The sequence below is a fragment of the Vibrio sp. 10N.261.55.C5 genome (genome assembly GCF_041470505.1).
Taxonomy (GTDB): domain Bacteria; phylum Pseudomonadota; class Gammaproteobacteria; order Enterobacterales; family Vibrionaceae; genus Vibrio; species Vibrio crassostreae_C.
On sequence record NZ_JBFRMS010000012.1, the window covers coordinates 72,238 to 87,086 of the forward strand.

General features: G+C 44.4%; 14 protein-coding genes. 1 reads left to right on the forward strand and 13 read right to left on the reverse strand.

Annotated elements, in window-relative coordinates:
• Positions 1-84: 84 nt before the first annotated feature.
• The 4 genes from AB4263_RS04985 to AB4263_RS05000 form a co-directional block, all read right to left on the reverse strand.
• Positions 85-1,368: a TRAP transporter large permease subunit gene (locus AB4263_RS04985; RefSeq protein ID WP_029235146.1), complete on the reverse strand. Its 1,284-nt coding sequence runs from the start codon at positions 1,366-1,368 to the stop codon at positions 85-87.
• A 9-nt stretch (positions 1,369-1,377) separates the two neighbouring features.
• Positions 1,378-1,923, reverse strand: a complete 546-nt coding sequence (locus AB4263_RS04990) for a TRAP transporter small permease subunit (protein ID WP_017060958.1) — start codon at positions 1,921-1,923, stop codon at positions 1,378-1,380.
• Positions 1,924-2,151: 228 nt separating this feature from the next.
• The gene (locus AB4263_RS04995) at positions 2,152-3,246 is read right to left on the reverse strand and encodes a TRAP transporter substrate-binding protein (protein ID WP_017060957.1); all 1,095 of its coding nucleotides are present in this window, start codon (positions 3,244-3,246) and stop codon (positions 2,152-2,154) included.
• A 552-nt stretch (positions 3,247-3,798) separates the two neighbouring features.
• Entirely contained in the window at positions 3,799-4,191 is a 393-nt protein-coding gene (locus tag AB4263_RS05000; RefSeq protein ID WP_017060956.1) for a hypothetical protein, read from the reverse strand.
• Positions 4,192-4,411: 220 nt separating this feature from the next.
• Here AB4263_RS05000 and AB4263_RS05005 point away from each other — a divergent pair, with 220 nt between their 5' ends.
• Complete coding sequence (locus AB4263_RS05005; protein ID WP_017060955.1) at positions 4,412-5,212, forward strand: DUF2982 domain-containing protein; 801 nt, start codon at positions 4,412-4,414, stop codon at positions 5,210-5,212.
• Between the two features lie 111 nt (positions 5,213-5,323).
• On the opposite strand, the gene AB4263_RS05010 is transcribed toward AB4263_RS05005, so the two are convergent.
• The 9 genes from AB4263_RS05010 to AB4263_RS05050 form a co-directional block, all read right to left on the reverse strand.
• The gene (locus AB4263_RS05010) at positions 5,324-5,977 is read right to left on the reverse strand and encodes an MBL fold metallo-hydrolase (RefSeq protein ID WP_017060954.1); all 654 of its coding nucleotides are present in this window, start codon (positions 5,975-5,977) and stop codon (positions 5,324-5,326) included.
• 190 nt (positions 5,978-6,167) lie between these two features.
• Positions 6,168-6,716: a YcbK family protein gene (locus AB4263_RS05015; RefSeq protein WP_017060953.1), complete on the reverse strand. Its 549-nt coding sequence runs from the start codon at positions 6,714-6,716 to the stop codon at positions 6,168-6,170.
• A gap of 198 nt (positions 6,717-6,914) precedes the next feature.
• Positions 6,915-8,453 carry a murein L,D-transpeptidase gene (locus AB4263_RS05020; RefSeq protein ID WP_372097767.1) on the reverse strand — a complete coding sequence of 513 codons (1,539 nt, stop codon included), beginning with the start codon at positions 8,451-8,453 and terminating at the stop codon, positions 6,915-6,917.
• A gap of 81 nt (positions 8,454-8,534) precedes the next feature.
• Positions 8,535-9,623, reverse strand: coding sequence for a DUF1513 domain-containing protein (locus tag AB4263_RS05025; RefSeq protein WP_372097769.1), 1,089 nt, complete (start codon positions 9,621-9,623; stop codon positions 8,535-8,537).
• Positions 9,613-10,674, reverse strand: coding sequence for an imelysin family protein (locus tag AB4263_RS05030; RefSeq protein WP_372097771.1), 1,062 nt, complete (start codon positions 10,672-10,674; stop codon positions 9,613-9,615). Before AB4263_RS05030 ends, AB4263_RS05025 begins: the two co-directional genes overlap by 11 nt.
• A gap of 158 nt (positions 10,675-10,832) precedes the next feature.
• Positions 10,833-12,221, reverse strand: coding sequence for a di-heme oxidoredictase family protein (locus AB4263_RS05035; protein ID WP_372097773.1), 1,389 nt, complete (start codon positions 12,219-12,221; stop codon positions 10,833-10,835).
• A gap of 111 nt (positions 12,222-12,332) precedes the next feature.
• On the reverse strand, positions 12,333-13,592 hold the full coding sequence (locus AB4263_RS05040) for an imelysin family protein (RefSeq protein WP_372097775.1): 1,260 nt from the start codon (positions 13,590-13,592) through the stop codon (positions 12,333-12,335).
• A 176-nt stretch (positions 13,593-13,768) separates the two neighbouring features.
• Complete coding sequence (gene ribA / locus AB4263_RS05045; RefSeq protein WP_009848836.1) at positions 13,769-14,365, reverse strand: GTP cyclohydrolase II; 597 nt, start codon at positions 14,363-14,365, stop codon at positions 13,769-13,771.
• A 249-nt stretch (positions 14,366-14,614) separates the two neighbouring features.
• On the reverse strand, positions 14,615-14,791 hold the full coding sequence (locus AB4263_RS05050; protein WP_017060980.1) for a hypothetical protein: 177 nt from the start codon (positions 14,789-14,791) through the stop codon (positions 14,615-14,617).
• Positions 14,792-14,849 lie beyond the last annotated feature (58 nt).

The window sequence follows — 14,849 nt, forward strand, 5'->3', positions numbered from 1 at the left end:
GGCTTACTGAACATCAATAAGCCGTTTTACTTTAGCAATTTATCGATAGCCGTTGAAACATATCATTCACATTCTTGGCTTCACTCACATTCCATAGAAAGATGGGAAAGCGAGAAGTGATCCAAGTACGAGGATTTGAATCAGAATGAACGGCATCACACCTCGGTAGATGTCCTTAGTCGTCACGCCTTTAGGTGCTACGCCTTTTAAATAGAACAAACTAAAACCAAATGGCGGCGTTAAGAAGGAAGTTTGTAGGTTCATCGCAATAAGGATAGCGAACCATGTCATGTTGATGCCCATCAGTTCAGCAACTGGCGCAATGATCGGCACGATGATGAAACAGATCTCTACGAAGTCGATGAAGAAACCCAGAATCAGAATCACCAGCATGGTAATGATCAGGAAGCCCCATTTTTCACCTGGCAGTTGTAGCATCCACTCTTCAACCAGATAGTCGCCACCAGTGTAGGTAAACGCCATTGAGAATGCCGTTGCACCCAACAAGATAGCAAATACCATCGCCGTTACTTTCACCGTCTCTTTCGACGCCTCGTACACCATCGACCAACTAAATTGACCGTAAAGCAGTGCAAGTATCATCGCACCCGCGCCACCTAATGCGGCTGATTCTGTTGGCGTAGCAACACCTGCGAAGATAGAGCCCAGTACAACAATGATTAACGCTAGAGGCGGAAGAATCGCTTTCAGTGCATTAAACACTTCCTGCTTACGGCTGATGGAGTCATCACGTTCAATAGGTTGAGCCGCTTCAGGGTGTAGCTTTGCGTATATCAAGATATAAACGATGTACGCGCCGACCAGCATCACGCCTGGCCAAATCGCCGCTTGGAACAAGTCGCCTACAGGAACACCTAGAACATCACCCAATAGAATCAATACGATGGAGGGTGGAATGATCTGCCCTAGCGTACCAGACGCACAAATAGTGCCGCAGGCTAAGCCTTTGTCGTAATTGTACTTGAGCATTACAGGTAGGGAGATAAGTCCCATAGCAACAACAGAAGCACCAACCACGCCAGTAGAAGCCGCAAGTAGTGAACCTACTAATACGGTTGAAATCGCGATACCACCACGAACGCCGCCAAACAGTCGCCCCATAGACTCAAGCAACTGCTCAGCAAGCTTGGTCTTTTGTAGAACGAGCCCCATAAAAACAAACAATGGAACGGCCATCAGAACCGTGTTTTCCATAATGGATTGAATTCGATATGGCATGAAGGCAAACATTTCAATGCCCTCAGCCCAAACACCAAAGATTAACGCGATACCACCAAAGGTAAACGCCACTGGGAAGCCAAGTAAAAGCGCAAACAAGGCTACGAAAAACATTACTATTCCAATCATGTTCAGCCTCTACTTGTTTTTTGTATGAATATTGTTTGCATGGATAAGATGCGGATTAAAAATCTTATTCAGTGAATGCAGGATCAAACCTACGCCACTGAGTGCCATCAAAAAGAATGACAGCGGGATCATAGCTTTGATGATCCAGCGATACGGCAGGCCACCGGGATCGCCTGAGGTTTCACCCAGTTCATAACTCTCTTTGGCAACATCGATACCAAACCAAGCCACCAGCAGGCAAAACGGAAGTAGAAAGATAAGCGTGCCAAGCAGGTCAATAATCGCTTGTGCTTTAAAGCTCAGTTGCTCATAGAACACGTCAACTCGAACATGGCCACCAGCCTTGATGGCATAAGGAACACCGAGTAGGAAAACGGCGGAGAAAAGGTGCCATTCCATCTCTTGGAAGGCGATAGAGACATCGTTGAAGGCATATCTCATGACAACGTCATACACGACGTTGGCGATAAGTAAAATAAACAACATACTGGAAAGCCATCCCAGTGCGTCACCGATACGATTAAACAGGCGTTCAATATAAATTAGACTTCGCATTCCCGACTCCATGGAATTTGAAAAGACATCTTGCAGTACAGCTAACCCAACTAAAAACGATTCAGTTTATAGCTAGCAATAGGCACGACGTAGAAAGGGTTCTTGAGCGTAATACAGGATTTATCCTGCTTAGTTATTATGTTTTAAATGAACCCTCGGCTTATTCACTCTCAAATATTCAATAAGAAAAGCTTCGGGTTCATTTAGATTCAGTTCAACAACTGTCGATTATTTCGCTTGGCTATTTAGGTAAGCTCTGTGGGAAATATCCGTCCATGAACGTACTTGCTCTAGGTAGCTTGCTTGTGAAGCTTGAATCTCTTTTGCTAGCTCATCTTTCTCAGCATGTGCAGCCAGTAGGCGATCGTTCGCTTCTTTCAGAGCAGACATAACCTCTGGTGGGAAATCTTTCACTTGTACATCTGGGTATTCTGTCTTCATTGAAACCCAGTTCTTACCACTTTCGTGCGTTGCTTGTGTGTACATGTCGTAAGCCGCAGTACGCATTGCAACACGTAAGATTTCTTGTAGGTCTTCAGGCAGCTTGTTCCATGTACGCTTGTTCACTAGGAATTGAAGCTCTGAACCCGGCTCGTGCCAACCTGTGTAGTAGTAAGGCGCGATTTTGTGGAAGCCCATTCGTAAATCCAGCGATGGACCTACCCACTCTAGTGCATCAATCGTGCGACGCTCTAGAGACGTGTAAAGTTCACCTGGGGCAATGTTCGTCGGTTTAGCACCTAGCTCAGCAAGAATCTCGCCTGCAAAGCCCGGGATTCGCATTTTCAGACCTTGTAGATCTTCAACGCTGTTGATCTCTTTTTGAAACCAACCCCCCATCTGGATATCCGTGTTACCACCAGGGAAAGACATCAAGTTATGTGGAGAGTAAACCTGCTCCATTAACTCCATACCACCACCGTGATAGAACCACGCGTATTGTTCTGCTGGCGTCATACCGAAAGGCATAGAAGTGAAGTAAAGAGTGTTTGGAACTTTACCTTTCCAGTAGTAAGAGCCTGAGTGACCCATGTCGTATTGACCAGACTTAACCATGTCAAAAACGCCAAGAGGTGCTTTGTGTTTGTTTGCTGAATCGATTCTGATTTGCAGTCGACCATTCGACATCTTCTCAGCCATCGCCGCCATGTTTTTGGTTGCATCACCGAAAACTGGGAAGTTTGGTCCCCAAGTTTCCGCAAGTTTTAAACGGTAAACCTTATCAGCGGCTGTAGCACCAGTAGCGACCAAAGCTAAACAAGCCGCAGCAGTTACTGCAACGTTTTTAAAAACTCGTGTGAGGGAGTTAGAAATGAGACTCATGTTCACGTCCTTTGTTGGGTTAACACTCTTTCTATGAGCATTTTTTATGATTCAACATAAGAGTGCACCGTGATGAGGCAACAAGATATCAGGGAGAGCACGCACGCATGGCGTTAACAAAGTTACGTATTAGACCAAAGGATTAAGTAGAACTACGTAGGAGATGATTGAATAGTGTCGATTTCAAAGGAGTTTGGATATTCACCAAGGCAATGCGTATTGATAAATACCTAAGTATTAATAATTAAATACTCTTAACAATTGATTGCCATTTCGTGATGAAGCTCTATTCATTGCTGTATTTTAGGGAAAAAATCAAGGCTTTGCTCTCTTGATCTACCTAGCTAACGCCCTAATTTAGTGCTTGCTGATTCGAAGCTCTGACACGAGACAACACTAATCAGTTAAGCCGTATATCGAATTGGAATTGAGATTATAGAGCCTAGGTTTAGGCTTGGATTTGGGCTCGGACTTGGCATAATGTGCCAGATACAAAAAAGCCTCGAAAATCGAGGCTTAAAAACTTAACGAAGCGAATGTAATCCCACAGGATTAGATAGCTTTGTAGATAACCTTGTTACCTGCTAGCTGCTCTTTCGCTACTAGGTTTTCTTCAAGAAGTTTTTTCAATGCGCCTGTTGCCCATGAAGCTGCTTTCGCGTCTTCTTGACCAGCTTCTAGGCCGATACCTTTAGGGTTAATGCCTTCAGCATTGCTAACAACGATGTCTAGAACTTGTTGTTGCTTAGGAGTCAGTGCTACTGCAACTTCTTTAGTTGCTGCTACTGCTTTCTCTACCGCTGGTTTTGCTGCTACAGTTTTTTCTGCTACAACTTTCTCTGCGACAGGCTTCGCTTTTTTCGGCGTTGCCACTGCTTTAACTACAGCCGCTTTAGTGCGTTTCTGCAGTTTAGCCTGCACCTTACGCTTATGAGCAAGTCTCATTGAATATTTCTCCAGTTCACTGCTCTTTTCGCAGTGGTGAAAATTTGAAGCGCGATTTATACCAAAAAACAGGAGCTATTTGTAGAGTGAAGCGTCGAAAGTCGACGAAAAATACCGATATTGTCTACTAGCGTCTATTATTTAAACATCGACTTATCAATTCAGGGTCATATACACTGGTTATCCATCCAGACAAAAATATGAAAACTTGGTGTTACCTATGGACACTCGTCACCTTAGTAATTTCTCTTTGCCTTCATTCACTCGCTCGTACCGTATCCTCGCCATTATTTTAGGCTTCATTTGCTTGATCGTTTCGCTCTACAGTGACAATCCAAAGTTACTGATCGTGGGTGCTTTTTGCAGTATTGCGCTTCTGGGAACTGGCTACTATTTGATGCTGCGCAGCCGAGTGATGTTCACACTTACCCCGACTCATTTTCAGCAGCACTTTTACAAAGGGGGTTGGGTTTTAAAATGGAGTAACATCCAAAAAATTGGTCTTTGCACTTATGAACAAGATGGTTGGCATCAACCTCTGCCCTGGGTCGGAATTAAAGTAAAAGATTACTCGCCCTACCTCGATTCGATTTGCCCTAAAATAACTTGTGAATTATTGCTCAGCCAACGAGCACTTTTGTACTTAGGAGCCAAACAAGCAGGCAAAGAGTCCAACTTTGAGGATATGGTTCTCGACTCATCGCATTACCATGCGCGTTGTACTGAAAGTGGCTGTGTCGAACTAAGCCAATACAAAGAGTCGCAGAATACCGACAACGTAAATTTCAACGATAACCAATCACAGGACAACCTTGATTCACCGAATGAGACAAACAGTCCAAACGCGGTGATTAAAAACTATTCTGGATTGCAGGCGATGCTTGCCAACAGAATGAAATATCAAAGGGGCTTCCACGGTTATGACATTTTCATATCAACCCATGATTTGAATATGAGTGGAGAAGAGTTTGTGGGGCTGGCTCGACGCTACTTGGCTGCCGCTGAACGTCTTTCTGATTAAGGTTTACCAGTAAGTTCACACACAATAAAAAAGCTTAGCTTTCAGGACAAAAGCTAAGCTTCATTTTCAATCAATCGACACAAATAATCGGTTGGAAAATCAAAGATTTAATTAGTACAGAGGCATTTCATCTGCGACGAACGGGTTTGATGCACGCTCGCGACCGAATGTCGATTCAGGACCATGGCCCGGAACGAATGTTACGTCACTGCCTAGTGGCCAAAGCTTAGTCTTGATTGAAGCGATAAGCGTATTGAAGTCACCTTGTGGGAAGTCAGTACGGCCAATTGCGCCGTTAAACAACACATCACCCACAAACGCTAAACGAGCTTGCTCACTGAACAGTACAACGTGACCTGGCGTGTGGCCCGGCGTGTGAATCACATCAATCACTTGATTACCAAAAGTGACTTTGTCGCCCTCTTCTAACCAAGTGTTTGGTTCAAAAGCTTTACACAGTGGGAAACCAAACATCTGACTTTGATTCTCTAGACCTTGTAGCCAGAAGTTGTCTGCCTTATGCGGGCCCACAATTTCAACCTTCAAGATCTCAGCAAGTGGTACCGTACCGCCAACATGATCTAAGTGACCGTGCGTCAGTACCAAGTTCACAACCTTAACACCGAGTTCTTCAATGATAGCCGCGAGTTGTTGAACATCACCGCCCGGATCGACAACGATGCCTTCCATGGTTTCATCACACCACACAATCGAGCAGTTCTGAGAAAAAGAGGTAACAGGTACAACTTGATACTTAAGAGACATATACAAACCTTAAAGAGCGAATCTGGTGAACAACTCGAATATCGCTATGTTATTGGCAACAAACCCAACAATAACAAACTGAGCAGCAATAAACCGAATTATTAGAACAAACTGAAATTTGGGCAAACTATGACATTGGATGTCTACTTTGACAAGTGCCTACCGTATCACTCAATAACTCAGCTTAGCTCTACCAGCTGCGAACTGGACCAGTATCAATGTGGATGAAGTTACTACGAGCGTAATAACCAACACCACCTGCTTGCAGACTTTTAGCTACGTCTCTCAGTTCCTTTAAATCAACACCATCGATACGAAAATCGATCGCTTTACCTAACATGTGGTAACTCTTCTTAGCGACACCACTCGACTTAGAGCGCAACGCTTCGTTGGTTGCTGGAGAGCGGTAGCCAGAGATGATTTGAACTTCTTTTTGAATACCCAGTACATTTTGAATCTGAGTGATCTGATCAAACAGGTTCTTATCCATTGGATGAATCTCATTGCGGCGGAAGTCACGGCACAGTTTGCTAAGGCGTGCCATCTCGTCACCAACATAGTTAGTGCCATCGAAATAACAAGTCTCTAATCGTTCACCAGTGTGAAGATTGTTCATGCTAATCGTTCTTGGTTGATCCGGGTATGAAGCGAAAGCGATAGAAGGAGTAAGAGAGGCGACTACAGCAGTACCACCAGCGTAAGTCAGAAACTGACGGCGTGAAAATAAACTTTGAGACATACAGCAAAAAAACCAATTAGATCGAACGAAAAATGCACGATACATAATGGAATTTGCTGCGTCAACGTACAAAAACCGTGCAAAACGTTAGTATTTGTAACCTTTGCACGGTTAGTTATTGATACTCATTATAATTTTATCAATAGAAGCTTGGTTGTCATTTTTCAGTCAAGATCACCTTTCTTGACCATATTTCAATCAACCGCCCTCTTTATCATATTGGTAGATATCACCGCGGTATTGTATGCCTCCTTCTTCAAACAACACGGTTTGATAAATGATATGCACTGGAATTCGCTTCTTGAGACGAACCTTAGTATTGGGCGCAAGTTCATCATCCTGATTCGGCACTTTCTTTACCTTAGTCGCAAATAACAACTCCGCGAGTTCCTCGGCATGCTCAACACGAATACAACCAGAGCTATAGGCGCGGAAGTCATCGTTAAACAAGCTTTTACTTGGGGTGTCATGGAGATAGATGGCTCGCTTGTTGGGCGTATTGAACTTATACAAACCCAATGCGTTACTAGAGCCTGCTTGCTGGCGCATTCGATAAGGAAAAGAGTTAAAGTTAATCGTTTGCCAATCTATCTCGGTAGTATCGACAGTTTCCATCGAACGCCAACCATCGATCACTTGAAAATTGTGTGTTTCAAGATAACTCTCGTCGGCTTTTACTTTAGGCAAGATATCTTTAACCATGATTTTCCATGGCACGTTCCAAGTCGGATTTAAGATAACCGAATCAAGCTTTATCTCTAAGAGTGGTGTTTTTCTCGATTTTCTCCCAACCACAACTTTAGATTCAAAAACCTCTTCCCCATCTTCCCAATACTTCATATCAAAACTAGGTACATTCACCACAATCAGTGAGTCTCTATTTCTTGGCCATAAGCGGGCACGCTCGGCGTTCAATGCTAGGGAAGTAAGTCGATCATCAAAGCCCATATTGATCCATTTGATCGTGTCTGGCCCGATGATCCCATCATCCGTAAGACCGTGCATGCGTTGGAAAGATTTAATCGCCTTTTGCAGATCTCGATCGAACTTGGGCAAATCGACCGCGATCATCGAGGTATCAACACCAACCAAAGCAATGCGCTCAACAAGAACCGTCTTGTCTGAAAGCTCGTCACCCAAGCGCTTCAAACCTTTCTGTCTATATCGTTCAATATTGAGTTCAGAGGCGGTTTCTAACACCGAATAGGTTGCTTTGAATTGGTCAAAATCCCCAACAGGCGGCGCGTAAGACAACACCATCTCCAATAAGTAATCATTGGCAACGCTGCTTTTCAGTCTTATCAGAATATGCGGCGAAGGTGGAGGCAATTTAGAATGCAGCTTACCCGAGAAGTACCACTCTTTTCCGGCAAGCGGCGCGTTTTCAACGTAGCTAAGATAATAGATATAGGTATCAGTGAGTAAGATGTCTAACTCTTGCCATTGACGACGAGATTGATACTGGCGGATTTGCTTGAATTGTCGTTCAAAAAGCGGTGCCATTTGCGCTTGTTCAAGAAGCGACAATTGGAACTCAAACGCTTTAACAAGTTCCGGTGAATCCCAAAGAATAGGCAGAGAAGTGTCTTGATAGATACTCTGTGTCAGCTCTGGATAAATCAGCATAAAAGAAAGTTCTGATTCCGCCGGAATGAAACGGCTCTCGTCAGAACTCGCATAGCTCCATGCATGCACGGAAACTAACACCAATAATCCACAGAAGTATTTTGCTAACATGCTTAACTCCGTCACCAGTAATTCCATAAGTATGGCAAAGAAACGGGAGTAAGCATGTTATTTTTTAAGGGATTTTATGAGTCAGATTGCACCCCAGTGATTATCCCACTGGACCGATGATTGCTGAGTTGATTTCTCATAAGGCTTGCGTTGGCTAACCACACTGCCCGCCCCAGAGCTGAGTCGAAACTCTCCATCAAGCAGCACAGCACCAGAGGCATCCGACAGCGCAGACAGCTCAACTAATTCTTTGCTCTCTTTAGACCAAATACCGTAGCAATTCCCTCTTGGCGAGGTCGCGATAATCCAATCATCTGACGCCGCAATACTTGCGATGTAGTGATTAAATCTTGCCCATTGCTCAGGCTCTGCGTTCAGTGATTCAAACTGCCCGCCTTTGGTATGCATCGCCAAAAGCGAAGGATACTCGTCTGGCTCACCACGATATTGCTGACCACAAAGTACGGTTTCAGCACCATCATGGGCTAAGTGTCGAATACTCAGCTTCTTGTCTAGCAATTCAACCTGATCAAGCAACACACCTTCAGGAGAAACATAACTCAAACTCGGTTGCATTGAATCGAGGTTTTTCGGTGTTCTGCCATCAGTGTGAACGCCACCAACGCCAATCGCGAGATTACCATCAGGCATGATGATCACTTCATGTGGACCAATACCGAAACCAGTGAACTCCTCGACCTTACGATAGCCTTGTTCGACATCGTACACGCCAATCACGCCTTGGCTGGTGTCGGTTTTCCCTTCGGTGGCATACAGTAACTTGCCATCTAATGAGTAAACCCCATGACCATAGAAGTGGCGGTTGTTACCTTTGACGACCATTTTGATCTGCTGACCGTTTTTATAGTCAAACACCATAAAATAGTCACCAGGACGACGAGCAAAAACCACCGCATGCGATGAGGTTGGGCAAATCGCGACGCCATGGCCACGATTGGGGATGGGAAGTTGGCTCAGTGGCATGCCAAATTCGTCAGCTACAACTGCAGAATATTGACCACGACCATTAAGCGCACAGCCAATCAGTTGGGGATCGTTCGACGCACTCACCCCATCCTTTCGAGTCGCACACCCAAACGGAAGCAATGGAACAGCTGCACAACCCAGTGCAGCCTTGAGTAACGATCTTCTCGTATTATCAGTCACCATCGGTAGCATTGAATCCTATTACCACGCCAAGCTCTATCGCTACTTCTTCATGAATCAGGTACTTCAAACGTTCTAGTTTGTTGTATTGAGTCAGCACATCTCGGTAGCCTTCTTTGCTCTGTAGGAGAGTAAACAAGCTAGAATCTGTCGGCCAAGTATCTAACGTTAACGTGAACTGGGCTGCAACACGATCGGCAAGGTCATTTAAGCCCTTCTCTCTCAATAAACCATCAAGACCACTACCATCTGCTAAGTACAATTTCTCTAGCGCCGCTACGTTCGCTTTCAGCTGAGTCATTGAGGTTTGAGCGCGCCAAGATTCCGAGAAATATGGGTGTGGATGACCAATTTTAGCCATTGGGCGACTCAGCTTTTTCATGCTGTAATCAAGTTGGTTAGTCAGTAAAGCGATGTATTCAGACTCCCAACGCATCTCGTCTAACGCTAACCAAGGGTTAACCTGCCAAGCCTCAGCAATAGAAGCCGATTTCATCGCCAAGTTTTGTGCGATAGCTTGTGAAGATTGACAGCCAGACGCTTTATCTTGCAGTAGTGGAGATTGCTCGTCGTAAAGAGACCACTCGAGCGCACCTAGTCCTTGAACCGTCACACTCTGTTGAGCAATTTCATCTTGAGACCAAGCTTTATCTTGCTGAGTCAGCTGGCGCATTTTTAGGCCGGTGGTGTTTTTTTTGTCTGGCCAGAATTGAACATTCCAGCTCTCTTCAAGTGCCGCCGTTGGGCCTCTTTCTTGTCCTTGCAGTGCCATCCAACTGTTCATGGTGAGCTGCCACTGATTTTTCAAAGCATCTAACTCAACATCATTAGTTTGGCAGTACCCTTGCATCAAGACTTCCAGCTCGTTGGCTTGCTTGGCGAATAGGACTGCAGAATCAAACTCCTGCTGATAAACACTGCGACTAATATGATTGGTTGTATCTGCTTGATAAGAGACACCGTTAACCTCAGATGAAGCGGCTTGCTCACCCGATGATTGACAGCCTGCTATGACTAATACCGATAAAGGCATTAACAAGAATTTATGTGCCATGCTGTTACCTTACTTCCTAGTTTTTCTTTTAATTATATGAGTTCAATAAATATGAAACGACCGCTGACCTCGTATTGCTACAAGTTCAGCGGCAGTCAGTCTTTTGATAGCGGCTTTCTTAAGCCATTAGCCGTTAACTAAACTGAATTCAACTCAGCCTATAACGAGTTTAAGAACGCCAATAGCGCTTCACGCTCGCTGCTACTAAGAGCTAAAACGTTTTGTTTCGCCATTTCTGCTTCACCACCATGCCAAAGCACAGCTTCCATAACATTTCTCGCACGACCATCATGAAGTAAGAAGGTGTGACCATTCACTTCTTTGGTATAACCTAATCCCCAAAGTGGTGTGGTACGCCACTCTTGACCATTGGCAAGATACTCAGGGCGATTGTCCGCTAAGCCTTCACCCATGTCGTGTAGCAACATGTCGGTATATGGGCTAATTAACTGATTAGATAATGCAGACAGACCTTCTCGCTCTGCCGTGCGAATTTCAGCTTGGTGACAGCTTTGACAACCAATCTCTTTGAACAGATTTTTACCTTGAACAACCGCTGGGTTATCGACATTACGACGAACAGGTACCGCGAGATGCTGCGAATAGAACTCAACAAAATCTAAGATGTTGTCACTGACTTCTGGCTCGCCACCATTTGGAAAATCATCACAGGTTGATTGCGCTGATGTACAGTTTTCATTCGGAAATAAGCTGCTTGTCAGGCCCAAATCGCCGTTAAATGCTGCAGCATTTTGTTGCATTAGGTTTGGCTGTCCGGCTTTCCAACCAAATCGACCCAACGCCATTTCGTTAGTTTGAACATCAAGAACATAATTGGCTTTGCCTGTTACGCCTTGGCTGTCCGCAGCTTGTTGCTTCGCGAAGCCAAGAATCGTTTCTTGTGGGATGCTCTCAAGCAGACCTAGGCCGATCATTGGTGGCGCAACACGAGCTGAAAACTCGGTCTTAGGATGCATCTCGCCGAAAGCAAGTTCAGTAATATTTAAAGTGGGTTTACGCAGAGTAACGACGGTGCCGTCTTTGAATTCAACAGGAACATCCGTGTAGCTAATGTTCACTTTGCCCTCTGGTTTTACACCTTGAAGCGCAAAATCTTGTAGCTGACCGCCGTACGTCGGCTCTGGAATTCCACCATCTCGAATGAAGGCTTGTCGCTGCTCAGGCGTTTCAGCCGGAATGCTTAAACGAACCAACATGGATACTGCGTTCTCATCTCCTTCTTCTGGCGCGTGACCACGACCATCTTTGATGTGGCAGTTTTGACAGCCGTTAGTATTAAATAGTGGTCCTAACCCATCACGAGCATCGGTTGATGACGGTGCAGGAACCCAAGGGTTTCTAAAGAAGCTATTACCTACGCTGAAATCCAAGCGCTTACTCATTGGTAGATTGGCTGCGGGAAGGGAAAAAGCGTTCGCTCCTTCTTTCTTCACGGTCGTTTTGCCGCCAGAGTAGGTTTCATGAGCGTGTAATGGAGATACGAAAAACAGTGCGGTTAATAGTGAGGCTGAGAGATACGACTTCATACATTGCCTTGCTGTGTGTTTGATTTTAGTTTTTATGTGGGTGTGGCTTTCTTGAGGATCAAACATTTAAGGACTCAATTAGAGCCCTTACATTTGTGTCGGCTCGGGTTCTTAGAACTCGTGATCCGCTGTGTCTGGGTTTAGGCTATCAATGCCAATCACACCAGCAGCACGCTCAATCGCAGCCGTTTGAGACACTAGCGCAACAATTGTTTTGTTTACTAGTGCGTTACCCGCAGCGTTGTCAGCAGCAATTAGCTGATCGAAATGCTGGTTGTTTTTCTCTGCAGAAACAACAAGCTGGCCAACTTGTGCACGTGCTAAGTCAAACTGCTTTTGGATCTCTTTCGCAGCTTGCTCATCTTTTTGCTCTACTAGGTCAAACAGGCTAGGACCTGAAAGCAGAGTACCGTCTTCACGCTTGTATAGACCCGTATAAACGTTGTAGATACCTTGCTCGTTGTAGTAGTGAGAGTTGTGCGTGTTATCAGAGAAGCAGTCGTGCTCATCTTCAGTAGAGTTAGCTTCTAAAGCCACCTTCATACGCTCACCAGCAAGCTCACCAAGAGACAGTGAACCCATGCCGAATAACATTTTACGTAGGCCGTTTTCGCTAGATTCAGAAAGCAGTTCTTGACGGTAGTTACCTTTCTCGCCTTCAGCCCACTGCTTTTCCATCCACTCTAGGTCTTGGATAAGTAGCTCAGCAGATGCTTTTAGGTATGCGCCACGACGGTCACAGTTGCCGTTAGTACACTCAGCGCCAACAACGAAATCAGTGTAAGCACGCTCACCTGCACCGCTGTTTGTACCGTTTAAATCTTGGCCCCAAAGTAGGAATTCAATTGCGTGGTAGCCAGACGCTACGTTCGCTTCAGAACCACCGATCTCGTTCAAGTCTGCGATTAGCTCAGGGCTGATGTTGGTTGCATCAACGGTAGTCTGACCAATTTGGAAAGTCTTGTTAGCCACGATGTTTGCGCTAGCGCCTTCGTTACCAAGTTCATATTGGTAATCAGTCGAAACATAATCAATCAGGCCTTCATCTAGTGGCCATGCGTTCAGTTGGCCTTCCCAATCATCAACAACAGCGTTGCCGAAGCGGAAAACTTCTGACTGTTGGTATGGTACGCGAGACTCAAGCCAAGCTTGTTTTACTTGTTCGAAGTTGCCAGCAGAAGGAGAAGCTAAGAAGGTATCAATAGAAGAGTTCAACGCTTTTGCTGTAATTACTGAATCTGCAAACACTGCATGCGCAATATCTGCGTAATGTTCTACAACTTGATCTTGAGTTACTGCTGCGAAAGAAGAAGCAGAGGCAAAAATGAGTGACGAAGTTACGGCTTTTGTCACTAAAGATTTAATGGTCATGAAGCATCCTTGTTGAGCTTTAAATTATTATTCGTAGTAATAGTGCAAACCATTATCATTTGCACTACGGATTGAAATAATACAAACTTACAATTTTATTGCAAGATAAATACAAAAAAACCTCACATATGTGAGGTCTTTAAACATTTTTATGTTAAGCGTAACAAAGAGGCTAATCAGATATCCAGATTATGCTTACCGTGTGAGACTTTTGCCTTCAGGTAGCTTTCATTACCCGATTTGATATGAGCAGAGGTATTCACCACTTCTTCAATCTCAATACCAAAAGATTTTAGCTCATTGATCTTCTTAGGGTTGTTGGTGACTAAGCGGATTTTTGTAGTACCTAAGGCACGTAGCATTTCAGCAGCTTCAGTAAAATCGCGTAGGTCATCGCCAAAACCTAGGTGGTTGTTGGCTTCATAGGTGTTCATGCCTTCGCTTTGCAGACGGTACGCATCGATTTTGTTGTACAAGCCAATACCACGACCTTCTTGGCGTAAGTAAAGAATCACTCCACCCGTCTCACCCATAATTCTAATGGTTTCGTCTAGCTGCTCACCACAGTCACAGCGAGAGGAATGGAAAACATCACCAGTCAGGCACTCAGAGTGCATACGAACAAGAGGTATGTCTTGTGTCTTGTCTGCTGATTTAAATATCACAGCAACATGCTCTTTATCTGTTTTCAATCCATGAAAAGACAGAAGTTCAGCATCTATACTGCTTGTTACCCCTACTTTGAAATCTATTCTGGCACGCACTTCCGCCATAGCTATACTCACTTGAAAATTCGATGTATTTAACGACGCTACATTATATGTCTAGGCAATATTTTGTAGCTAACTATCTAATGATAGACACTATGAGGCTGTTAACAATTTTTTTCAAGGTCGACCTTGTACAAATTGTTATAACATAACAATTATTTTTCAAGTAAGAAAAAACCCCACATTGGGATGACCAACATGGGGTTATAAATTAAACAGTTGCGGCTAAAACTACACTTTTTTACAGAACGCTCAACTTACTTGAGTTTGCTTCCAGATGACAAGTTGCACCCAAGCATTCTCTAATTCGGTTAGCTCTTCTTGCGTAAGCGTAGAAATGCTCGACTTAGCACTGTATCTCTCTGCCCATTTATCTGACTGGACATGAGTATGGAACTCTTTCTTTAAATTTGAGATTACGTTATCCACAGATACATCCTTATATAGCAGTGCTTAGCCTTTATAATCGGTTAATGTTACAAAATAC

Bases quoted from the DNA above. Each gene is read 5' to 3' on its own strand.
- AB4263_RS04985 (WP_029235146.1), bottom strand. From the start codon at position 1,368: ATGATTGGAATAGTAATGTTTTTCGTAGCCTTGTTTGCGCTTTTACTT.
- AB4263_RS04990 (WP_017060958.1), bottom strand. From the start codon at position 1,923: ATGCGAAGTCTAATTTATATTGAACGCCTGTTTAATCGTATCGGTGAC.
- AB4263_RS04995 (WP_017060957.1), bottom strand. From the start codon at position 3,246: ATGAGTCTCATTTCTAACTCCCTCACACGAGTTTTTAAAAACGTTGCA.
- AB4263_RS05000 (WP_017060956.1), bottom strand. From the start codon at position 4,191: ATGAGACTTGCTCATAAGCGTAAGGTGCAGGCTAAACTGCAGAAACGC.
- AB4263_RS05005 (WP_017060955.1), top strand. From the start codon at position 4,412: ATGGACACTCGTCACCTTAGTAATTTCTCTTTGCCTTCATTCACTCGC.
- AB4263_RS05010 (WP_017060954.1), bottom strand. From the start codon at position 5,977: ATGTCTCTTAAGTATCAAGTTGTACCTGTTACCTCTTTTTCTCAGAAC.
- AB4263_RS05015 (WP_017060953.1), bottom strand. From the start codon at position 6,716: ATGTCTCAAAGTTTATTTTCACGCCGTCAGTTTCTGACTTACGCTGGT.
- AB4263_RS05020 (WP_372097767.1), bottom strand. From the start codon at position 8,453: ATGTTAGCAAAATACTTCTGTGGATTATTGGTGTTAGTTTCCGTGCAT.
- AB4263_RS05025 (WP_372097769.1), bottom strand. From the start codon at position 9,623: ATGGTGACTGATAATACGAGAAGATCGTTACTCAAGGCTGCACTGGGT.
- AB4263_RS05030 (WP_372097771.1), bottom strand. From the start codon at position 10,674: ATGGCACATAAATTCTTGTTAATGCCTTTATCGGTATTAGTCATAGCA.
- AB4263_RS05035 (WP_372097773.1), bottom strand. From the start codon at position 12,221: ATGAAGTCGTATCTCTCAGCCTCACTATTAACCGCACTGTTTTTCGTA.
- AB4263_RS05040 (WP_372097775.1), bottom strand. From the start codon at position 13,592: ATGACCATTAAATCTTTAGTGACAAAAGCCGTAACTTCGTCACTCATT.
- ribA (WP_009848836.1), bottom strand. From the start codon at position 14,365: ATGGCGGAAGTGCGTGCCAGAATAGATTTCAAAGTAGGGGTAACAAGC.